Source organism: Citreimonas salinaria, from assembly GCF_900107235.1.
GTDB classification, from domain to species: Bacteria; Pseudomonadota; Alphaproteobacteria; order Rhodobacterales; family Rhodobacteraceae; genus Citreimonas; species Citreimonas salinaria.
On record NZ_FNPF01000001.1, the window covers coordinates 423,763 to 444,568 of the forward strand.

The 20,806-nt window shown below is 66.6% G+C and carries 17 protein-coding genes; 12 read left to right on the forward strand and 5 right to left on the reverse strand.

Translation table 11 applies throughout. The features are described from left to right. The first annotated feature begins 37 nt into the window (after positions 1-37). From BLW27_RS02020 to glpK, 3 genes are all read left to right on the forward strand, one after another. Positions 38-1,015 carry a zinc ABC transporter substrate-binding protein gene (locus BLW27_RS02020; RefSeq protein WP_089878739.1) on the forward strand — a complete coding sequence of 326 codons (978 nt, stop codon included), beginning with the start codon at positions 38-40 and terminating at the stop codon, positions 1,013-1,015. Between the two features lie 63 nt (positions 1,016-1,078). Continuing rightward, positions 1,079-2,428, forward strand: coding sequence for an aminotransferase class III-fold pyridoxal phosphate-dependent enzyme (locus tag BLW27_RS02025; RefSeq protein ID WP_089878416.1), 1,350 nt, complete (start codon positions 1,079-1,081; stop codon positions 2,426-2,428). Positions 2,429-2,815: 387 nt separating this feature from the next. After that, a complete protein-coding gene (gene glpK / locus BLW27_RS02030) occupies positions 2,816-4,321 on the forward strand; it encodes a glycerol kinase GlpK (RefSeq protein WP_089878419.1) in 1,506 nt (501 codons plus the stop codon). 58 nt (positions 4,322-4,379) lie between these two features. Here the strand turns inward: glpK and serA are convergent, their stop codons facing one another. The 3 genes from serA to BLW27_RS02050 all read right to left on the reverse strand — a co-directional run bounded on the left by serA (position 4,380) and on the right by BLW27_RS02050 (position 8,759). Then, entirely contained in the window at positions 4,380-5,975 is a 1,596-nt protein-coding gene (gene serA / locus BLW27_RS02035) for a phosphoglycerate dehydrogenase (RefSeq protein ID WP_089878422.1), read from the reverse strand. Between the two features lie 125 nt (positions 5,976-6,100). Continuing rightward, a complete protein-coding gene (locus BLW27_RS02040; protein WP_089878427.1) occupies positions 6,101-7,282 on the reverse strand; it encodes a phosphoserine transaminase in 1,182 nt (393 codons plus the stop codon). Between the two features lie 1,036 nt (positions 7,283-8,318). After that, positions 8,319-8,759, reverse strand: a complete 441-nt coding sequence (locus BLW27_RS02050) for a MarR family winged helix-turn-helix transcriptional regulator (protein WP_089878434.1) — start codon at positions 8,757-8,759, stop codon at positions 8,319-8,321. Between the two features lie 77 nt (positions 8,760-8,836). Between BLW27_RS02050 and hmgA the strand changes: the two genes are divergently transcribed. The 6 genes from hmgA to maiA all read left to right on the forward strand — a co-directional run bounded on the left by hmgA (position 8,837) and on the right by maiA (position 14,971). After that, complete coding sequence (gene hmgA / locus BLW27_RS02055) at positions 8,837-10,198, forward strand: homogentisate 1,2-dioxygenase (RefSeq protein WP_089878437.1); 1,362 nt, start codon at positions 8,837-8,839, stop codon at positions 10,196-10,198. 53 nt (positions 10,199-10,251) lie between these two features. Then, the gene (fahA, locus tag BLW27_RS02060) at positions 10,252-11,478 is read left to right on the forward strand and encodes a fumarylacetoacetase (protein WP_089878440.1); all 1,227 of its coding nucleotides are present in this window, start codon (positions 10,252-10,254) and stop codon (positions 11,476-11,478) included. Between the two features lie 18 nt (positions 11,479-11,496). Further along, positions 11,497-12,447: an MBL fold metallo-hydrolase gene (locus BLW27_RS02065; protein WP_089878443.1), complete on the forward strand. Its 951-nt coding sequence runs from the start codon at positions 11,497-11,499 to the stop codon at positions 12,445-12,447. A gap of 93 nt (positions 12,448-12,540) precedes the next feature. Then, a complete protein-coding gene (locus tag BLW27_RS02070; RefSeq protein ID WP_089878446.1) occupies positions 12,541-14,145 on the forward strand; it encodes an FAD-dependent oxidoreductase in 1,605 nt (534 codons plus the stop codon). Beyond that, the gene (locus BLW27_RS02075) at positions 14,142-14,330 is read left to right on the forward strand and encodes a DUF2783 domain-containing protein (RefSeq protein ID WP_089878449.1); all 189 of its coding nucleotides are present in this window, start codon (positions 14,142-14,144) and stop codon (positions 14,328-14,330) included. The genes BLW27_RS02070 and BLW27_RS02075 overlap by 4 nt, the downstream gene beginning before the upstream one ends. Further along, on the forward strand, positions 14,327-14,971 hold the full coding sequence (gene maiA / locus BLW27_RS02080) for a maleylacetoacetate isomerase (protein WP_089878453.1): 645 nt from the start codon (positions 14,327-14,329) through the stop codon (positions 14,969-14,971). The genes BLW27_RS02075 and maiA overlap by 4 nt, the downstream gene beginning before the upstream one ends. Positions 14,972-15,130: 159 nt before the next feature. Here the strand turns inward: maiA and BLW27_RS02085 are convergent, their stop codons facing one another. Next, complete coding sequence (locus BLW27_RS02085) at positions 15,131-16,363, reverse strand: Tm-1-like ATP-binding domain-containing protein (protein WP_089878456.1); 1,233 nt, start codon at positions 16,361-16,363, stop codon at positions 15,131-15,133. A gap of 10 nt (positions 16,364-16,373) precedes the next feature. Then, a complete protein-coding gene (locus BLW27_RS02090; protein WP_089878459.1) occupies positions 16,374-17,861 on the reverse strand; it encodes an aldehyde dehydrogenase family protein in 1,488 nt (495 codons plus the stop codon). A 138-nt stretch (positions 17,862-17,999) separates the two neighbouring features. On the opposite strand from BLW27_RS02090, the gene BLW27_RS02095 reads away from it, so the two are divergent. The 3 genes from BLW27_RS02095 to BLW27_RS02105 are packed head-to-tail and all read left to right on the forward strand — an operon-like array spanning position 18,000 to position 20,780. Then, positions 18,000-18,776: an IclR family transcriptional regulator gene (locus BLW27_RS02095; protein WP_089878463.1), complete on the forward strand. Its 777-nt coding sequence runs from the start codon at positions 18,000-18,002 to the stop codon at positions 18,774-18,776. Further along, positions 18,769-19,428 (forward strand): HAD-IA family hydrolase, encoded by a 660-nt coding sequence (locus tag BLW27_RS02100; protein ID WP_089878466.1) that lies wholly within the window; start codon positions 18,769-18,771, stop codon positions 19,426-19,428. The genes BLW27_RS02095 and BLW27_RS02100 overlap by 8 nt, the downstream gene beginning before the upstream one ends. Then, a complete protein-coding gene (locus tag BLW27_RS02105; RefSeq protein ID WP_089878470.1) occupies positions 19,425-20,780 on the forward strand; it encodes an aminotransferase class III-fold pyridoxal phosphate-dependent enzyme in 1,356 nt (451 codons plus the stop codon). The genes BLW27_RS02100 and BLW27_RS02105 overlap by 4 nt, the downstream gene beginning before the upstream one ends. Positions 20,781-20,806: the final 26 nt, after the last annotated feature.

Sequence of the window (20,806 nt, forward strand, 5' to 3'; positions counted from 1 at the left end):
ATGTAATGTTATATAATCACACTTGGAGTCGCTGTCCATGACCCGCCTTCCCTCTTTCTGCGTGGTGCTGGCCGCCTGCGCTACACTGGCCATGCCGGCGCGGGCCGATGTACCGCACGTGGTGGCCGACATCGCGCCGGTGCATGCGCTGGTGCTCCAGGTCATGGAGGGCGTCGGCCAGCCGGACCTGCTGTTGCCGCGCGGTTCGGACCCGCACGGCCACGCGCTGCGCCCCTCCGAGGCGCGCGCGCTGTCCCAGGCCGACGTCGTCGTCTGGATCGGCGACGCGCTGACGCCCTCGGTCGCTTCCAGCATCGACACGCTGGCGGCCGGTGCGGACAGCCTGCCGCTACTCGATGTGGCGGGAACCACCGTTCTCGCGTTCCGGGAGGACGCGCTGTTCGGAGCCGCCCATGGCGACGAGGATCATGGCGAGGATGAAGACGTGGATCACGGCCACGACGCCCATTCCCACGATGAACCGGACCACGGACACGATCATTCCGGCGCCGATCCGCACGCCTGGCTGGACCCGCGGAACGCGATCGTCTGGCTGGACGCAATCGCAGAGACGCTTGCCGAACAGGATCCCGCGAACGCGGCGACCTACCGGGCGAATGCCGAGGCCGCGCAGGCTGCAATCGCCGAAACCGAGGCCGAGATTGCGGCCGAGCTTGCCGATGCGGGCGACCTGCGCTTCGTCGTCTATCACGACGCCTTCCAGTATTTCGAAGCCCGCTTTGGCCTGCGTGCGGCCGGCGCGCTTTCCCTGGCCGACGATGCAAGTCCCAGCGCCGCGCGCCTCGCCACGATCCGCGACGCGGTGCGTGCCGGCGATATCCAGTGTGCCGTGGCCGAGCCGCAATACGATGCCGGCCTGATCGCCGCCGTTTTCGAGGACACGGCCGTCGAAACCGTCATCGTCGACCCGGCGGGAGCCGACCTGGAGCCGGGTCCGGACTTCTACGCCCAGCTTCTGCGTGTGGCGGCCGCCGGCTTCGGCCGCTGCGACTGAGTCCTATGGACAGTGGCGCGACGATTTGCCAGCGTCGCGCCACGCCCAAAACCGGAGACCGCCATGAAGGACGAGAACTTTCTAAAGGAGAACAACGCACGTCAGTTGTGGCATCCGATGGGCCATCCCGGCGAGGCGCAGGCGCAGCCTCCGAAGATCATCACCGGCGCCCAGGGCGTTCGCATCACCGACATCGACGGCCATGATCCCGTGGACGCGGTGGGCGGGCTGTGGTGCGTCAACCTCGGCTACTCGAACGACAAGGTGAAGCAGGCCATCGCGGACCAGCTTCAGGCGCTGCCCTACTACTCGGCCTTCGCCGGCTCGACCAATCCCGCCGCGATCGAGGCCGCTTATGCCACGCAGGCTTTCTTCGCCGAGGACGGGATCGAGCGGGTGTTCTTCACCTCCGGCGGATCGGACAGCGTCGATACCTGCCTGCGGCTCGCGCGCCAGTATCACCGCCTGCGCGGCCAACCCCAGCGGACAAAGTTCATGTCGCTGAAGAAGGGCTATCACGGCACCCATTTCGGCGGCGCCAGCGTGAACGGCAACAACCGCTTCCGGATCAACTACGAGCCGCTGCTGGCCGGCTGCTTCCACCTGCCGGCGCCTTACACCTACCGCAATCCGTTCAACGAAACCGACCCCGAGGCGCTTGCCCAGGCCATCGCGCAGGTGGCCGAGGACGAAATCGCCTTCCAGGGCCCTGACAGCATCGCGGCGTTCATCATGGAGCCGATCCTGGGCGCCGGTGGTGTCATCGTGCCGCCCGCGACGTTGATGCCGCTGATGCGCGACATCTGCGACCGCCATGGCATCCTGATGATCGCGGACGAGGTGATCACCGGCTTCGGCCGCACCGGCGACTGGTCGGGCTCGCGCCACTGGGGCGTCAAGCCGGACATGATGAGCACCGCCAAGGGCATCACCTCGGGCTATTTCCCGGTCGGCGCCGCGCTGATCGGCGGCAAGGTCGCCGACGTGTTCGAGAACGCTGATTCCGAGGGCGCGATCTGGCACGGCTACACCTACTCTGCGCATCCCGTGGGTGCTGCGGCCGTGATCGCCTGCCTGGCCGAGACCGAGCGCCTGGACCTCGCCAGCAACGCTGCCGCGCGCGGCGCGCAGCTGCACGAGGGCTGTCTGGAGCTGGCGCGGAAATACGACATCCTGGGCGACGTGCGCGGTGGCCATGGCCTGATGATCGGCCTCGAGATCGTCAGCGACCGGGCGAAGAAGACGCCGATGGACATGACCACGATGAAGCGCATCCACGCTGCCACCTACGAGGCCGGCGCGATGGTGCGGCTGGGCATGCACAACATCCTGATGTCGCCACCTTTGGTCATTACCGAAGCCGAAATTGAGACGATCCTGTCCGCGCTGGACAAGGGCTTTGCCGCCGCCTGACCTGCGCACGGGTCGCGTTTTGCCGCGCACGTCCCTCCACAGCGATGGTGTGATCCGCCGCGTCGCGCTTGCCTCCATGGGCAGGCGCGCCTGCGGGTGAACGAACCTTTGGCAGGACGCGGCCGCGATAGGCGTTTGATGCCACGGCCGGACCCGCTGCCGGGGCGGGCGAAGCCGGGGTGTACTGGCGATATACGAACAAAAACGAATATGAACCTTTCATTTCCGCGCTTCGCTCGTGTTAGAGTTTGCACAACGATCCCGGAAGTGCGGCATGGCAGAGATATTCGGAGTCGGCAAAGGTCGACCGGCACCCCAAGCCGCGGCACCTGACTGGCTGCGTGGACACGGTCGCGCAAGATTGCATCAACGGAGAGGGAGGGACGGATGACCTACATTCTGGCCATCGATCAGGGAACCACATCCAGCCGGGCAATCCTGTTCGACGAGGATCTGAAGATCGCCGCGTCCGCGCAGGAGGAATTCGAGCAGCACTACCCGGCCAGCGGCTGGGTCGAACACGATTGCGGCGACATCTGGACCAGCACCGCCGCCGTCTGCCGCGCGGCGATGGAGCGAGCGGGCGTGCGTGCCGGCGACATCGCGGGCATCGGCATCACGAACCAGCGCGAGACCACGCTGGTCTGGGACCGCAAGACCGGCAAGCCGATCCACAACGCCATCGTCTGGCAGGACCGCCGCACGCACGAAATGTGCCAGAAGCTGAAAGCCGAGGGCCTTGAGGAAACCGTGACCGCCAAGACAGGCCTGCTGCTCGATCCGTATTTCTCGGCCACCAAGGTCGCGTGGATCCTCGACAACGTGGACGGCGCCCGCGCCCGCGCCGAGGCCGGAGATTTGGTTTTCGGCACCGTCGACAGCTGGCTGATCTGGAACCTGACCGGCGGCGCGGTGCACGTCACCGACGCCACCAACGCCGCGCGCACGATGCTGTACGACATCCGCAAGGGGCGCTGGTCCTCGACCATGTGCAAGATGCTGGGCATTCCGACGTCGATGCTGCCCGAGGTCAAGGATTGCGCCGCCGACTTCGGCATGGCGCGCGCCGACCTGTTCGGTGCCGAGATCCCGATCTTCGGCGTCGCGGGCGACCAACAGGCTGCCACGATCGGGCAGGCGTGCTTTGATCCCGGCATGTTCAAGTCGACCTACGGCACCGGCTGCTTCGCACTGCTCAACACCGGGGACGAGCCTGTGACGTCCAAGAACCGCCTGCTGACGACAATCGCCTACCAGCTCGACGGCCATCCGACCTATGCGCTGGAAGGGTCGATCTTCATCGCAGGCGCGGTGGTGCAATGGCTGCGCGACGGGTTGCGGATCATCCGGGCGGCGCCCGAGACGCAGCCGCTGGCCGAAAAGGCGGACGAGGCGCAGAACGTCGTTCTGGTGCCCGCGTTCACCGGGCTGGGCGCGCCCTACTGGAACGCCGAGTGCCGCGGCGCCGTGTTCGGCCTGACGCGCAATTCCGGCCCCGAGGAATTTGCCCGCGCCGCGCTGGAATCGGTGGGTTACCAGACGCGAGACCTGCTCGAGGCGATGCACGCCGACTGGGACGTCGAGGGCCGCACGATGGGCGGGGGCGCCGACAAGCCGCTCCGCGTCGATGGCGGGATGAGCGCGTCGGACTGGGCGATGCAGTTCCTCGCCGACATAACCGGCGCGCCGGTGGACCGCCCCGAGGTGGTCGAGACGACCGCGATGGGCGCGGCCTGGCTTGCCGGTCAGCGCGCCGGGTTGTACCCGGACATGGAGGGTTTCGCGAAGATGTGGCGGCTGGAACGCACCTTCGCGCCCGGCATGGACGAGGCGAAGCGCGACGCCAAGTACGGTGCCTGGAAGCGCGCCGTTAAGGCGGCCCAAGCCTTCTGAGGAAGCCGCCAACCGGAGGAAATGCGCCGGGGCCGCGAATGGCCCCGGCGATCTTGCGTCAGGCGATGTCGAATTGCAGCGGCTTGACCTGGCCGAACTTGCCGGTGGCCTTCAGCGCATCGACCGCGGTGGCGGGAACCGGTTCGTCGACATACAGCATCGCGATCGCGTCCCCGCGCGACACCGACCGGCCCAGCGTGAAGTTGGCGATATTCACGCCGTGCTCGCCCAGCGTCTGGCCCAGCGTGCCGATGATGCCGGGCACGTCCTCGTTCGTGGTGTAGATCATGTGCTGGCCGATCTCGGCTTCGATGTTGATGCCCTTGATCTGGATGAAGCGCGGTTTGCCGTCGCTGAACACCGTTCCGGCGATCGAGCGTTCGCGGTTCGGCGTCACCACCGTCACCTTGATGTAGCCCTCGAAGACACCCGACTGTTCCTGGTTGGTGGTCGAGACCTTCACGCCCCGCTCGCGCGCGATCAGCGGCGCCGAGACCATGTTCACGTCCGGGTTCATCTGCTTCATGATGCCCGCGATCAGCGAGCAGTTCAGCGCGTCGAGGTTCATCTCGGCAGCGGACCCGTCGTATAGGATGTTGATCGCGGTGATCGGCTCGTCCGTCATCTGGCCGATGAAGCGGCCCAAGTGGTCGGTCAGCTTGATCCAGGGGCCCATGATCTTGGCCTCTTCGGCCGTGACGCTGGGCATGTTCAGCGCGTTTTCCACCGCGCCGGTCAGCAGGTAGTTCGACATCTGCTCGGCCACCTGCAGGGCGACGTTCTCCTGCGCCTCGGTGGTCGCAGCGCCCAGGTGCGGCGTGCAGACGACGTTGGGCAGACCGAACAGCGGGTTCTCGGTCGCGGGCTCGACGGCGAAGACGTCGAAGGCCGCGCCGGCCACGTGGCCCGACTTCAGCAGGTCGGCCAGCGCTTCCTCGTCGACGAGACCGCCGCGCGCGCAGTTTATGATCCGCACGCCCGGCTTCGTCTTCTCGAGCGCCGTGCGATTCAGCATCCCGCGGGTCTGCTCGGTCGCCGGCACGTGCAGGGTGATGAAGTCGGACCGCTTCAGAAGATCGTCCAGTTCGACCTTCTCGATCTGCATCTTCTGGGCCTTCTCCTCGGACAGGAAGGGATCGTAGGCGATCACCTTCATCTTCAGCCCACGCGCGCGGCCGCAGACGATGCCGCCGATATTGCCCGCGCCGATCACGCCCAGCGTCTTGCCGGTCAGCTCGACGCCCATGAAGCGGGATTTCTCCCACTTGCCGGCATGGGTCGAGGCCGAGGCCTCGGGGATCTGGCGCGCGACGGCGAACATCATCGCGATGGCATGCTCGGCCGTGGTGATCATGTTGCCGAAGGGCGTGTTCATCACGATCACGCCCTTCTTGGACGCGGCGTCCTTGTCGATGTTGTCCGTGCCGATGCCCGCGCGGCCGATGACCTTCAGCTTGTGCGCGTTCTCCAGGATCTTGGGCGTGACCTTGGTGGCCGAGCGGATCGCGAGGCCGTCATACTCGCCGATCACCTGCGCCAGCCTGTCCTTGTCCTTGCCGAGGTCGGGCATGAAATCGACCTCGATCCCGCGGTCGCGGAAGATCTGGACGGCGGTTTCGGAAAGCTTGTCGGAGACGAGAACCTTGGGTGCCATTGTGCATGTCCTTGAGTGGGCACATCGCATGCACGGGCGATGCACAACCCATACATACGCGATATGCGCGGATCTAAGTCCGGTTGAGGGGGGCGGGGTGCGCGAGCGCACACCCCGGGAAAGGATCAGGCCGCCTGCGCCTGTGCGTCGATCTCGGCCGCGAAGGCCCAGTCGAGCCAGGGCAGCATCGCCTCGATGTCCGCGGTCTCGACCGTGCCGCCGCACCAGATGCGCAGGCCGGCCGGCGCGTCGCGATAAGCGCCGACATCCAGCGCGACGTTCTCGGATTCCAGCCGCTTGGCGACGGCCTTGGCGAAGGCGGCGGGGTCGGCAATGCGCGGATCGGTGAACTTCAGGCAGACCGAGGTGTTCGACCGCGTCGCCGGATCCGTGGCGAGGTTGTCGATCCAGTCGCGCCCGTCGCAGAAATCCCAGATCGCGTTCGCATTGGCATCCGCCCGCGCCATCAGGCCCTTCAGCCCGCCGACCGAGCGCGCCCAATCCAGCGCCAGCAGGTAATCCTCGACCGCGAGCATGGACGGCGTGTTGATCGTCTCGCCCTTGAATATGCCCTCGATCAGCTTGCCGCCCTTGGTCAGGCGGAAGATCTTGGGCAACGGCCAGGCGGGGGTGTAGGATTCCAGCCGTTCGACGGCGCGCGGGCTGAGGATCAGCATGCCGTGCGCGGCCTCGCCTCCCAGCACCTTCTGCCAAGAGAACGTGGTGACATCCAGCTTGTCCCAGGGCAGGTCCTGCGCGAAGGCGGCACTGGTCGCATCGCACAGTGTCAGGCCGTCGCGGTCGGCGGGAATCGCCGCGCCGTCGGGCATCCGTACACCGGACGTGGTGCCGTTCCAGGTGAAGCAGACGTCGCGGTCGTAATCCAGCGCGGCCATGTCGACGATGTCGCCGTACTCGGCCTCGTGCACGCGGGCGTCGAGCTTCAGCTGCTTGATCGCGTCGGTGACCCAGCCCGCGCCGAAGGATTCCCAGGCGACCATCTCGACCGGGCGCTGGCCCAGCATGGTCCACATCGCCATCTCGAACGCGCCGGTATCCGAGGCGGGGACGATGCCGATGCGGTAGTCGGCGGGCACGCCGAGGATCTCGCGCGTGCCGTCGATGGCGGCGGCCAGCTTGTCCTTGCCGATCTTGGCGCGGTGCGACCGGCCCAGTGCCGCGTCGGACAGCCCGTCAAGCGAGAAAGTGGGGGGTTTGGCACAGGGGCCCGAGGAGAAGCGCGGGTTCGACGGTTTCGTCGACGGACGCGTAGTGTCCGGCCGCGTGGCCGGGTTGGTCGTAGCCATGTCTGCTAACCTTCCAGATAGTCGCCCCTCGTTGGGGAGGGGTGTCCCACAAACGGGACTACGCCTGCCGCAAGAACGAAGCAATAGGGCAAGGCACATGCCATGCAGGTCAGCGCAGCGTTTTGCGCAATCGCGTAGGAACGGAAGTTTCCGATTGGCACAAATCCGGCCCAGCAGAGTCACGCCGTTTCCGGGACGGAAAATTTGATTCGTGCGTAAACTCATCCTTCGAGGTGACATCGGACCGGTGGTCCCCAGAGCCAAACGGGCTGGCTGGAGAATCGGGGCGATGAAGCGAGCGGTCTCGGTAGGGGCTGTTCCAGCTGCGTCCTGGCGTCTGCAGGAACAGCACCTTCAGGTGGCAGAATACTGCCGCTGGCAACCATGCGTTGTGTCATGGGGCCAACACTCCCATACTATTGGTTGACGTAAGGTGATTCCGGGGGGATGCCGATGGACTGTGTGAATGACGACACCGTAAAGGCCGTGATCGAGTTGGCGGAGTGTCGCTTCCGATCGAAGGCGGTCCGGCAATCTTTCATGGCCACACCCAGCGCGATTCTGGGTCATCGTAGCCCCCGGGAGGTCTTAAGCCGGCGGGATCATTTCGAAATGATGCAACTGAGCCTCCTGCTCATGTCGAGTGTGCCGCGGCCGCGGGAAGAGAGCGGTCGTGCGGTGGGCAAGGTACGGGCACCTCAGGCGCTTGGCGCGTCGATCGTCGCCTCCCGGTCTCCTGGCCAGAGCCACCGCCCTGTGTGACATCGGCAACGAGGATCGGCGAAGCGTGCTTCTACTACAAAAACCGGGTCAACTGTCGCCGCTACCGGGAAAAGGGCGCGGAGAAGCGCGTACACGCGCATCCGGGCCGACTAGCGGTAAGTCCACGCGCTCCTGGCTGTGACACGCTTGAACTGCGCGTTCCCGTTGCGCGTGATGCCGCAGCGCACCCATGGATCGCTACAACGCCGTCGGCACTGCCGAGCGCGTTCGCACATTCGTTGGCTGCTTTGTCGCTCGAGCAACGAAGAGAGCTTCAGTCGGGCAGGTCTTCGAATGCGGCGAGCCGCTGAAGGCAGTCGATCAGAACGGTGCGCTCGCCGGTCGAGAATCCCGCCATCAGATCGGAGTTGTGTTTCTCGGCCACCTCGACCAGGTCGTCGAACGCACTTCGCCCCTGCGGCAGAAGCGTCAGGATACCAAGGCGACGGTCCCCGGAACTCTCCCGACGCGTCACGAAATTTTTGTTTTCCAGCGCTTTTACCGCGCGGCTGATCTTGGTCTTGTGCATCTTCGATAGCCGGCCGATCTCGCTCGCGGTCATGTCGCCATAGCGGCCCAAATGGAACAGCACGCGCCACTCCGTCCGAAGCATTCCGTACCTGTCTTTGTAGATCCGCGAGAACCGGATGCTGGTCTCTTCAGCGGCTTGGTTCAACAGGTAGGGAAGAAAGTTCCTCAGGTCGAAGTCGTGCATCGATTTCCTCACCGACTGGTCTTGTTGGTTACAAAAGCAACCAGTACTACGTCCTCCAACAGTTTGGAGGATCGATCATGAACGACCAGACACAGATCTCTGGCCTGATGCAGGCGTCCATCCCACAAGGCGTCACCGAAGGCTACATGCCCGGCTTCGGCAACGATTTCGAGACCGAGGCGCTGCCCGGCGCGTTGCCGCAGGGAATGAACAGCCCGCAGAAGGTGAATTACGGCCTGTACGGCGAACAGCTGTCCGGCACCGCCTTCACCGCGCCCAGCCACCAGAACGAACGGACCTGGTGCTACCGCATCCGCCCCTCGGTCAAGCATCAGGGCCGGTACGAGCGTATCGACCTGCCATACTGGAAGACCGCGCCGCATGTGCCGGAAAACGTGACCTCGCTGGGCCAGTACCGTTGGGATCCGGTGCCGCATAGCGAGGAGCGGCTGACCTGGCTCACGGGCATGCGCTCGATGACCACGGCGGGCGACGTGAACACCGCCACGGGTATGGCCGCGCATATCTACCTCGTGACCGAATCGATGAAGGACGACTACTTCTACTCGGCCGACGGCGAACTGCTGGTCGTCCCGCAGGAAGGCAAGCTGCGCTTCGCCACCGAGCTGGGGATCATCGACGTCGAGCCGCAGGAGATCGCCATCATCCCGCGCGGTCTCGTCTACCGGGTCGAGGTGCTGGAAGGCCCCGCCCGCGGCTTCGTGTGCGAGAACTACGGCCAGAAGTTCGACCTGCCCGGGCGTGGCCCCATCGGCGCGAACTGCATGGCGAACCGCCGCGACTTCAAGACGCCCGTCGCGGCCTTCGAGGATCGCGAGACGCCGTCCACCATGACGATCAAGTGGTGCGGTCAGTTCCACCGCTCGGAGATCCCGCACTCGCCGCTGGACGTGGTGGCGTGGCACGGCAACTACGCCCCTTGCAAGTACGACCTGAAGACCTACTGCCCCGTGGGTGCGATCCTGTTCGACCACCCCGACCCGTCGATCTTCACCGTGCTGACCGCGCCGTCGGGGGTCGAGGGCACCGCCAACATCGACTTCGTGCTGTTCCGCGAGCGCTGGATGGTGATGGAGGACACCTTCCGCCCTCCCTGGTACCACAAGAACGTCATGTCCGAGCTGATGGGCAACATCTACGGCCAGTACGACGCCAAGCCGCAGGGCTTCGTCCCGGGCGGCATGAGCCTGCACAACTGCATGCTGCCCCACGGCCCCGACCGCGAGGCTTTCGAGAAGGCGTCGAATGCGGAGCTGGGGCCCGACAAGCTCGACAACACCATGTCGTTCATGTTCGAGACCCGCTTCCCGCAGCACCTGACGGAGTTCGCAGCGAAGGAGGCCCCCTTGCAGGACGACTACGTCGATTGCTGGGACGGGCTGGAAAAGCATTTCGACGGGACGCCGGGCCGGAAGTGACGCTCGCCGGGGCGGGGCTTCGAATGGCAGACCAAGGATAGAGGAGGAGCAGCTTGCTCAAGCGAAGCTGGATCGACAGCGCCAATGATCCCGAAGGGGAGTTTCCGCTGAACAACCTGCCTTATGGGGTGTTCTCGACGAACGGCACCGCGCCCCGCTGCGGCGTGGCGATCGGGGACAGGGTGCTCGACGTCGCGGGCGCGGAAGAGGCCGGCCTGACCGAAACCGCGGACCTTCTGCAGTACGCGACGTGGAATCCGCTGATGGCCGCGGGTCCCGCCGCGTGGTCGGCATTCCGCGAGCGCCTGACCGACCTTCTGGCCGAAGGGGCGGCGGATCGCGCCAAGGTCGAGCCGCTGCTGGTGCCGCTGGCCGATGCGACCATGCACATGCCGCTGGAGGTCGCCGAATACACCGACTTCTACGCCGGCAAGCAGCACGCGCAGAACGTCGGCACGATGTTCCGCGGGCCGGAGAACGCGCTGCCGCCGAACTGGCTGCACATCCCCATCGGCTACAATGGGCGGGCGTCGACCGTCGTGGTTTCGGGCACCGACATACGCCGTCCCTTGGGGCAGACGAAGCCGAAGGACGCCGAGATGCCCTCGTTCGGGCCGTGCAAGCGGCTGGATATCGAGCTCGAGATCGGCGCCATCGTCGGCACCCCGTCGAAGATGGGCGAGCCGATCACGACCGCCCGCGCCCAGGACATGATCTTTGGCTACGTCCTGCTGAACGACTGGTCGGCGCGTGATCTGCAGGCGTGGGAGTACCAGCCACTGGGCCCGTTCCAGGCCAAGGCCTTCGCAACGTCGATCTCGCCCTGGATCGTGACACGCGAGGCGCTGGCCCCCTTCGCCGTGGATACGCCGCCGCGCGAGAAGCCGCTTCTGCCCTACCTTCAGGCCGACTTCCCCGGGAACTATGACGTGGCGCTGTCGGTCGAGATGAACGGCCACCGCATCAGCACCACGAACATGCGCGAACTCTACTACTCGGCAGCGCAGCAGCTGGCGCATCACGCGTCGTCGGGATGCGCCATGCGGACGGGCGATCTGCTCGGTTCGGGCACGATCTCGGGACCCGAGCCGTCGAACTACGGCTCTCTGCTCGAGATGACGTGGGGCGGCGAAAACCCGCTCGACGTTGGCGGAGAGACCCGGACCTTCATCGAGGACGACGACACGCTCACCCTCAGGGGGCATGCGCAAGGGGACGGCTACCGCGTCGGCTTCGGCGCCTGCACGGGCACGATCCTTCCCGCCCCCGAATTTCCCTAAGAGACGACAGGAGGCCACATGGCCAAGGCATTCGCATCCGCCGGAGACATGGCGGACAAGGAGATCAGCTTCACGCAGGTGGGCGAGGGGCTTTGGGCCTTCACCGCCGAGGGCGATCCGAATTCCGGCGTCATCATCGGCGACGACAGCGTGATGGTGGTCGAGGCGCAGGCCACCCCGCGGCTGGCGCAGAAGGTGATCGAGAAGGTGCGCGAGGTCACCGACAAGCCGATCAGCCACCTGGTGCTGACCCACTACCACGCGGTGCGCGTGCTGGGCGCATCGGCCTACGACGCGCGCGAGATCATCATGTCCGACATGGCACGCGCCATGGTGGCCGAGCGCGGGCAGGAGGACTGGAACAGCGAGTTCGACCGCTTTCCGCGCCTGTTCCAGGGCCACGAGAGCATTCCCGGCCTGACCTGGCCCACCACCACCTTCAGCGACCGCATGAGCGTCTACCTGGGCAACCGCCGCGTCGACCTGATGAAGCTGGGCCGCGCCCATACGGCCGGCGATATCGTCATCCACGTGCCCGACCAGAACGTCATGTTCACCGGCGACATCGTCGAGTACCACTCGGCCTGCTATTGCGGCGATGGTCACTACGGCGACTGGCCGCAGACGCTCGAACGCATCCGCGCGTTCGACCTGGACGCCATCGCGCCGGGCCGGGGCGATGCCTTGGTCGGCCGCGACATGGTGAACGCGGCGCTGGACAACACCGCCGACTTCGTTTCCTCGACCTATGATGCCGTGAAGCGCGTCGCAGTCAGGGGCGGCTCGCTGCAGGAGGCCATGGCCCATGTGCGCGAGGTCTGCGACCCCAAGTTCGGCGACTACGCGATCTACGAACATTGCCTGCCGTTCAACGTCGCCCGTGCCTTCGACGAGGCGCGCGGCATCGACACGCCGCGGATCTGGACCGCCGCGCGCGACAAGGAAATGTGGCAGGCCCTGCAGGGCTGATCCAACTGCCCGGGCGTTGTCCGGGCACCTTCTTGCCGGACCGATCGGGCGTCGCACCCGCCCTCGGCCATGTCCACTTCGGGAGGAGACGTGATGCTGGACGACCGCTACGCACTGGCGCACCGACTTTATCCATACGAGCGCGCCGCCGATCAGGATGCCGAGGTCGCGGCGCATCATCCGGTCGTGGTGATCGGGGGTGGCCCCATCGGGATGGCGATGGCGCTCGATCTCGCCTTGCGTGGCGTCCGCACCCTGGTTCTGGACGACCACGAAGGAGTCGGCGAAGGCAGCCGCGCGATCTGTTTCGCCAAGCGCACGCTGGAGATCTGCGACCGCTTGGGTTGCGCCGACGCCATGGTCGACAAGGGCGTCGTATGGAACCTGGGCAAGGTGTTCCACGGCGAGGATCTGGTATTCGAGTTCAACCTTCTGCCCGAGGGCGGGCACCGGCACCCCGCCTTCATCAATCTTCAGCAGCCCTATTTCGAGAAGTTCCTGGTCGACCGGATCCGGCAGGCGCAGGCCGAAGGCGCACCGATCGAGATTCGTGGCAAGAACCGCGTCGAATCGCTGGACGTGCGGGACGACGGTGCCGGGATCGAGATCATGACGCCCGAGGGGCCTTACTCGATCACCGCCGATTGGGTTCTGGCCTGCGACGGGGCCGGTTCACCCACGCGCAGGGGGCTGGGTCTCGGGTTCGAGGGCAAGGTGTTCAAGGACAGCTTCCTGATCGCGGACGTGCGAATGAAGGTCGACTTCCCGGTCGAGCGCCGCTTCTGGTTCGAACCGCCGTTCCGCGAGGCCGGGGATTCCGCGCTTCTGCACAAGCAGCCCGATGACATCTGGCGGATCGACTTCCAGATCGGCTGGGACGTGGATCGGGACGCCGAGCTGAAAGAGGACCGGATCCGCGCGCGCATCGACCAGATGCTGCCCGGCGTGGAATACGAGATCGTGTGGACCTCGATCTACACGTTCCAGTGCCGCAGGATGGAGTCGTTCCGCCATGGCCGCGTGCTCTTCGTCGGCGACAGTGCTCACCAGGTTTCCCCCTTCGGTGCCCGCGGGGCGAACGGCGGCGTGCAGGACTCCGACAACCTCGCCTGGAAGCTCGCCATGGTGTTGAACGACGAGGCGCCCGAGGCGCTGATCGACACCTACGACGCCGAGCGGTGCTACGCGACCGACGAAAACATCCGCAATTCCACCCGATCCACCGATTTCATCACGCCGAAATCCGAGATCAGCCGAGTCTTCCGGAATGCAGTGCTGCACCTGTCGCGCCGCCACGACTTCGCCCGCCCCTTCGTGAACTCCGGTCGCCTTTCGGTGCCCTGCATCTATGACGGCTCTCCGCTGAACGGGGCCGACAGCCTACCCGGCGGTCCCGCACAGACCCGCCCCGGCGCCCCCTGCCCGGATGCTCCGCTGGAGGACGGGTTCCTTCTGCATCGTCTTGGCACGGGATTCGTGCTTCTGGCGATCGGACAGGAGCCCCCGGACACTTCGGGTCTGCGCAGCGTGTCGATCGCCACGCCGAACGCGGAGACACGCGCGCGATATCTCGTGGCGGCCGACCGGGCACTTTACCTCATCCGGCCCGACCAGCACGTCGCGGCACGCTGGGAAACCGCGACACCAGTGGAGATCGAGGCCGCCCTGAACCGCGCGACCGGAAAGGAAATGGCATGAGTGCTCTCGTCACCTCCCGCAACATTGCCATCCCCGACGAAGCCTACGATCTGCTTCTGACGGCACATGAAGGGCTGACCAAGGACGAAAGCGACGCCCTGAACGCGCGGCTGATCCTGACGCTGTTCAATCACGTCGGCGACCTCGACGTCATTCGCGAAGCCATCGAGGTCGCCCGTCAGTGAGCGCCATTCTCTACGATTACTGGCGCTCGACCGCGAGCTACCGGGTCCGCATCGCGCTGAACCTCGCCGGCATCGCCTACAGGTCCGTGCCGATCGACCTGATCGGGGGCGAGCAAAGCGGGCCGGATCATCTGGCCCGCAATCCCCAAGGGTTCGTGCCGGTGTTCGAAATCGACGGCCTGCGCCTGACCCAGTCGCTGGCGATCATCGAATATCTCGACGAGACGCGCGGACTGGGGCTGTTGCCGGCCAATCCCGCCGAGCGTGCCCGGGTTCGCCGCCTGAGCCTGACGATCGCTGCCGACACCCACCCGATCTGCAATCCGTCGGTCGTCAAGGTGGTCCTTGGCCGCCTCCCCGGCGACACCCGCGACGAAGCAAGGGTGGATTGGATGCGGCACTTCATTCGCCGCGGCCTGATGGCTTTCGAGGCAATGCTCGGCGAACCCCCCACGGGTCGGTTCTGTCACGGGGACACCCCGACGCTCGCGGACCTGTGCCTGATCCCGCAAATCTACAACGCTGACCGATGGGGCGCGGGCTGGTCCGACCTGCCCCGCATTCAGGCCGTCGCGGACGCGGCAGGCGAAATCGGCGCCTTCCGCGCAGCCAGCCCCGAGGCCGTGAACCAGACGGGCTGATGCTGGTTACGCGTTCTATCGATAACTGAAGGCAATCCGATCAACTGCCTGATCTTCCGGCTCAATCGTGCCGAACGGCAGCAGGCGCCGTCGGAAGACCCTGCCCGACGGGAAGAAAACCGCAGGCAAGCGTCACGAGGGCGCCTTGTCCGGCGCCCCTCACGCGGGAACGTGTCCCGCGTCGCGCCACGCGTCGAATACGCGCAGCGCGGCTTCGGCGAAGGCATTGTCGTTGATGTGGCACTTCAGATCGTGCAGCGTCACGTTATCGGGACAGGTCGCGACCAGTTCGTCGCAAAACGCCGCGAGCCCGGCGGCGTCGTGCAACGGCTCGCCGGGGCGATCCCACTCGCCGCAACCGCCGCGCGGCAGCAACACCGCCGTCGGCCCGGTCGCCTTCGCCAGTTGCTCGGAGTGCGCGCGCGCCACCTTTCGCCGTCCCTCGTCGTCCAGCACATAGGACGTGATCAGGCGGTTGTGCGCGTGGCTGGGCAGGCCGTCGAACCGCGGGTCGGCCGGTTGCCAGCCGATCACGTCCACCAGGTCGTAGCAGCCCGGCGCCACCAACTGCGGGACGCCCGCCATGCCCGCGCCGGTCAGGCGCGATCCGCCCGCGCTGACCATCGAGCCGAAGACGTGGTTGCCCAGTTCCTGCGTGCAGAAGTCGAAGACGCAGGCGAAGGCGCCTTCCTGCGCGAGGTTCTCGAAAGCGCGCCCGCCCATGCCTGTGGCGTGGAAGACCGCCACCTCGTAGCCGCGCGCCTCGAGCGCGGGCTTCAGCGGCACCATGTAGCGCAGGGCGGTCTTGCCCAGGCTCGTCATCCCGATCAGCGGCTTGTCCCGTTGCGGCGGCTGTGCCGCCCGCGCCGCCCCCAGCACCGCTCCGGCAGCCTGCGCCAGCGAGGCGCGGCAGACCGAGTTCAGCCCGTAAAGCCCGCCCGCCCACAGGATCATCTGCACGTCTGCCGGCAGACGCTCGGGCGGCAGCAGCGGCGAAAAGGCGATGGTCGAGACCACGTATTTCGGAATGCCCAGCGGCAGTGCGCCCAGCAGGTCCAGCGCCAGGTCCGTACCCATGGAGCCGCCCAGCACGATTGCCCCGTCCACGCGCCCTGCGGCGCAAAGCTCGGCGGCCTTGGCGGCGGCGCCGCGGCCCATGATCTGCATGGCGACGTTCTCGTCACCGCTGTCGATCGCCGTCTGGATCGAGCTGCCGCCGGCCTCGGCCACCTCGTGCTTGGAGATGTCCACCGGCCCCGACGGATCGCCCAGCACGCTGACATCCATGGTCAAGACCCGTCCGCCCTGATCCTCGATGCACGAGACCAGAAAGCCAAGCTCGTCGGCCTTCGTGTCGTAGGTCCCGGCGACCAGTATCGTCTTGTCGGTCATACCCACCTCGTCAAAGCTTAATCCATGCGGTCTTCAGATCGACGTATTTGTCGAAGGCGTGCAACGACTTGTCGTGCCCGTTGCCCGATTGCTTGACCCCGCCCAACGGCACGGTGATGTCGGGCCCGCCATAGGTGTTGACGTGCACAACCCCGGCCTGCACGGCGCGGATCATGCGGTGCGCGCGGCCCAGGTTCTGCGTCCAGACCCCGGCGGCAAGGCCGTAATCGGTGGCGTTGGCCAGCCGCACCGCCTCGTCCTCGCCCTCGAAGGTCGTCACCGCCAGGACCGGGCCGAAGACCTCGTCGCGGAAAAGCCGATGCTCGGGGGCGACGTCGGCGATCACGGTGGGCGCCATGTAGTAGCCGCCGGTGTCCTGCATGATGCGCGAGCCGCCCAGGGTGACGCGCGCGCCCTCGCGTTCGGCCCCGGCGACGAAGTCGAGGATCTGCGTCAGCTGCGGCTCGGAGTTCACCGCGCCGGACTGCGTGGCAAGGTCCAGCGGGTCGCCCACGCGCATCCTCGCCGCGGCCTCGGACAGGGCGGCGACGAAGTCGTCGGCCACGCCGCGCTGCACCAGAAGCCGCGAGCCCGCGACGCAGACCTGCCCGGAATTGCGGAAGATCCCCGCCGCGGAAACCTTCGCCGCCTCGCCAATGTCGCCCACGTCGTCGAAGACGATGTTCGGGGACTTTCCGCCCAGCTCAAGATAGACGCGCTTGAGGTTCGATTTCGCCGACGCCTCGAGCAGGCGCCGCCCGGTGGCGCCCGAGCCGGTGAAAACCAGTGCGTCCACGTCCATCGACATCGACAGCGCCTGTCCGCAGCCCGCGCCGCGCCCGGTCACGACGTTCAGCACGCCCTCGGGCAGGCCGGCCTCCAGCGCCAGTTCGCTGATGCGCAGCAGGGTGAGCGACGCGGTCTCGGCCGGTTTCAGGACCACCGAGTTGCCCGCGGCCAGCGTGGGGGCAAGCTTCCACGTGCCGATCATCAGCGGGAAATTCCACGGCACGATCGCGCCGATCACGCCGACCGGTTCGCGGTGGATCAGGCCCAGCGCGGCATCGGCGGTGGGGGCGATCTCGCCGTAGATCTTGTCGATCGCCTCGGCGTACCAGCGGATGGTGTTCACGGCCGATCCGACCTCGGCCTTGGCGGCCATCGCGATCTCGGTGCCGTTGTCGCGCACGCCCAGAACCGTCAGATCGAGCGCGTTCGCCTCGATCAGGTCGGCCCAGCGGAGCAGGATCTTCTTGCGCGCGGCGGGGGCCTGGCCGGACCAGCGGCGATCGGCAAAGGCGGCGCGGGCGGCTGCCACGGCATCGTCGACATCCGCCTCGGTGGCGTCGGCGATGGTGGTCAGTATGCGCCCGTCGATGGGCGAGATGCTGTCCAGCGTCTCGCCGCCGCGCGCGTCCTTCCAGGCGCCGCCGATCAGAAGGCGGCCCGGCGACACGTCGCGCGTGCGCAGGGCGTCGATGTCAGCCTGGTCGAACATGGGCGTCCCCTGTTTTCGCAAGGTTCGAATAATGAACCGGTGGTTTAAAATATTGACTTGAGCCACGTCACGTGTCAACCGTTGCATGCGAGACGGAACGCCCGGTGGCGCGGCATTCGTTTTTCGGAGAGGCGTGGAATGGGAACGACGGCGAAAGCGCTCGCTCTGCTCGACCAGTTTTCGATCGACCGGCCCGAGATCGGGCTGAGCGATTTCCACCGCCTGGTCGGGCGCGACAAGGCGACCGTCCACAGATACCTTACCGAGCTGGAACAGGCTGGCTTCGTCGAGCAGGACCCGGTGACGCGCGTCTACCGGCCCGGCCCCGCGGTGCTGCGGCTCGCCACGATCCGCGAGACGTGCTTTCCGCTGAAAAGCGCGGTCGAGCCGGTTGTCAGGGCCGCCGCCAAGGAACTCGGGGAACTTGTGCACTTTTCCCTTCTGCAGGGCGGCGCGCTGGCACCGGTTGCGCACCACGACCCGCACCAGCACGGCACGGCGGTATTCTTCGATGAAGGCGCCATGCTCCCCTTGCACGGCACTGCCTCGGGGATCAGCATGCTGGCCTTCGGACCCGACGCGCTTTGGTCCGGGATCGGCGCTGCGCCGCTGCGGGACTTCACCGGCCAGACACCTACGGACGAGCCGACCCTCCGCAGGCTGAGCGAGGCCGCGCGCGACGCCGGATACGCGCTGGCGGACCGCACTTTCGATGCGGATGTGGTGTCGGTCGCGATGCCGGTCTTCGGACCGCACGCGGCGGCAAGCGGCGCCGTGGCCGTGGCCGCGCCCGCGGGCCGCATGAACGACGCGCTGCGCGAGCGCGCCATCGAGACGTTGCGCCGGATCGCGCCGGTGCTCGGCCAGTCGCTGGGCGGCCGCATGCCGGCGAAGACGGAGGCGCAGGATGCCTGAAGCCCTGGTTCTGGATTTCGGCGGCGTGATCTCGCGCACCCTATTCGAGACCCACGCGCTCAGCGAGAAGGCGCTTGGCCTGCCGCCCGGAACGCTGGACTGGCAGGGCCCCTTCGCGCCCGAGACCGATCCGCTGTGGCGGCGCATGCAGGCCGACGAGATCACAGAGCGCGACTACTGGCGCACCCGTACCGCGGAAGTTGCCGCGCTCGTGGGCGCGGACTGGACGCAGATGTCGGACTTCGTGTGCGCGGCCCGCGGGGCCGCCCCGTCCGAGGTGATCCGCCCCGAGGCGCTGGCGGCCATGGACGCAGCAAAGGCCGAAGGCGCCCGACTGGCGGTGCTGTCGAACGAGCTCGACCTGTTCTACGGCGCGGATTTCCGCGCCAAGCTGCCGTTCCTGGCCGACTTCGACGTCATCGTGGACGCCACCTATTCCGGCATCCTGAAGCCCGACCCGCGCGCCTACGCGGCGGTGACCGAGGCGCTGGCACTGCCGCCCGCGGCCTGCGTCTTCGTCGACGACCAGATGCGCAACATCCAGGGGGCAGAGGCCGCGGGCCTCGTGCCCGTCCATTTCGACGTACGCCGGCCCGGCGACAGCTTCGACCGGGCGCTCGATGCGCTCGGGATAAGAGGGAGACGATCATGAAAGACGGCAATTTCCTGCGCGAGAACAACGCAAAGCACTTCTGGCAGCCCATGGCGCACCCGGCCGAAAGCCTAGCCAACCCTCCGGTGATCGTCACCGAGGCGCAGGGTGTGCGTATCCGCGACGTGGACGGGCACGAGACCGTCGACGCGGTGGGCGGGCTGTGGAACGTCAACCTGGGCTTTTCGTGCAAGCCGGTGAAGGATGCCATCGCGGCGCAGCTTGAACGCCTGCCGTTCTACTCCACCTTCCGCGGCACGACCAACGACGCGGCGGTCGAACTGTCCTGGATGCTGCGCGACTTCTTCGCGCCCGACGGCATGGCGCGCTGCTTCTACACCTCGGGCGGGTCGGATTCGGTCGAGGTCGCGCTGCGGCTGGCGCGCCAGTATCACAAGATCCGCGGCGAGGGCGGGCGCACCAAGTATCTCAGCCTCAAGAAGGGCTATCACGGCACGCACACGCTGGGCGCCTCGGTCAACGGCAACGCCAATTTCCGCACCCAGTACGAGCCCCTGATGCCGGGCTGCTTCCACGTGCCGGCCCCCTACACCTACCGCAATCCGTTCGACGAATCGAACCCCGAGAAGCTGGCGCAGCTGTGCCTTGCCGCGCTCGAGGACGAGATCAGGTTCCAGGGCGCCGAGACCATCGCCGCCTTCATCATGGAGCCGATCCTGGGCGCGGGCGGGGTCATTCCGCCGCATGAAAGCTTCATGCCAGGCGTCCGCGCGATCTGCGACAAGTACGGCATCCTGCTGGTCGCCGACGAGGTCGTCTGCGCCTTCGGCCGCACCGGCGACTGGACGGGCTCGCGCCACTGGGGGGTGAAGCCCGACATGATGTGCATCGCCAAGGCGATCACGAACGGCTATTTCCCCTTCGGCGCCGTGATGATCGGCGAGGCCCTGGCCGAGGCCTTCGAGGGCGACGGATCGGGCAAGGGCTCGATCGGGTCCGGCTACACCTATTCCGGCCATCCGGTGGGCGCCGCCGCCGCCATCGCTTGCCTGCACGAGACCGAGCGCCTGCAGGTCAAGGACAACGCCGCCGCGCGGGGCATGCAGCTTCACGAGGGTCTGCTGAAGCTGAAGGAGCGCCATGAACTGATCGGCGACGTGCGCGGCGGTCACGGCCTGATGTGCGCGGTCGAACTGGTGTCGGACCGCGAAGCGAAGACGCCTGCCGACAAGAAGACCGCCACGGCCGTGGCCAAGGCCGCCTATGAGGACGGCGTGATGCTGCGCGTGTCGGGCAACAACATCATCCTGTCGCCCTCGCTGATCATCGAAGAGGCCGACATCGACAAGATCATCTCGGCAATCGGGACGGGCCTGTCCGCCGCTTCCTGACCGAGCCGCCGAAGCGCGACATAGTA

Coding starts and splice junctions, on each gene's coding strand:
- BLW27_RS02040 (WP_089878427.1), bottom strand. CDS start 7,282: ATGGCTACGACCAACCCGGCCACGCGGCCGGACACTACGCGTCCGTCG.
- BLW27_RS02025 (WP_089878416.1), top strand. CDS start 1,079: ATGAAGGACGAGAACTTTCTAAAGGAGAACAACGCACGTCAGTTGTGG.
- BLW27_RS02100 (WP_089878466.1), top strand. CDS start 18,769: ATGCCTGAAGCCCTGGTTCTGGATTTCGGCGGCGTGATCTCGCGCACC.
- BLW27_RS02095 (WP_089878463.1), top strand. CDS start 18,000: ATGGGAACGACGGCGAAAGCGCTCGCTCTGCTCGACCAGTTTTCGATC.
- BLW27_RS02090 (WP_089878459.1), bottom strand. CDS start 17,861: ATGTTCGACCAGGCTGACATCGACGCCCTGCGCACGCGCGACGTGTCG.
- serA (WP_089878422.1), bottom strand. CDS start 5,975: ATGGCACCCAAGGTTCTCGTCTCCGACAAGCTTTCCGAAACCGCCGTC.
- BLW27_RS02065 (WP_089878443.1), top strand. CDS start 11,497: ATGGCCAAGGCATTCGCATCCGCCGGAGACATGGCGGACAAGGAGATC.
- BLW27_RS02105 (WP_089878470.1), top strand. CDS start 19,425: ATGAAAGACGGCAATTTCCTGCGCGAGAACAACGCAAAGCACTTCTGG.
- BLW27_RS02070 (WP_089878446.1), top strand. CDS start 12,541: ATGCTGGACGACCGCTACGCACTGGCGCACCGACTTTATCCATACGAG.
- hmgA (WP_089878437.1), top strand. CDS start 8,837: ATGAACGACCAGACACAGATCTCTGGCCTGATGCAGGCGTCCATCCCA.
- glpK (WP_089878419.1), top strand. CDS start 2,816: ATGACCTACATTCTGGCCATCGATCAGGGAACCACATCCAGCCGGGCA.
- BLW27_RS02085 (WP_089878456.1), bottom strand. CDS start 16,363: ATGACCGACAAGACGATACTGGTCGCCGGGACCTACGACACGAAGGCC.
- BLW27_RS02075 (WP_089878449.1), top strand. CDS start 14,142: ATGAGTGCTCTCGTCACCTCCCGCAACATTGCCATCCCCGACGAAGCC.
- BLW27_RS02050 (WP_089878434.1), bottom strand. CDS start 8,759: ATGCACGACTTCGACCTGAGGAACTTTCTTCCCTACCTGTTGAACCAA.
- BLW27_RS02020 (WP_089878739.1), top strand. CDS start 38: ATGACCCGCCTTCCCTCTTTCTGCGTGGTGCTGGCCGCCTGCGCTACA.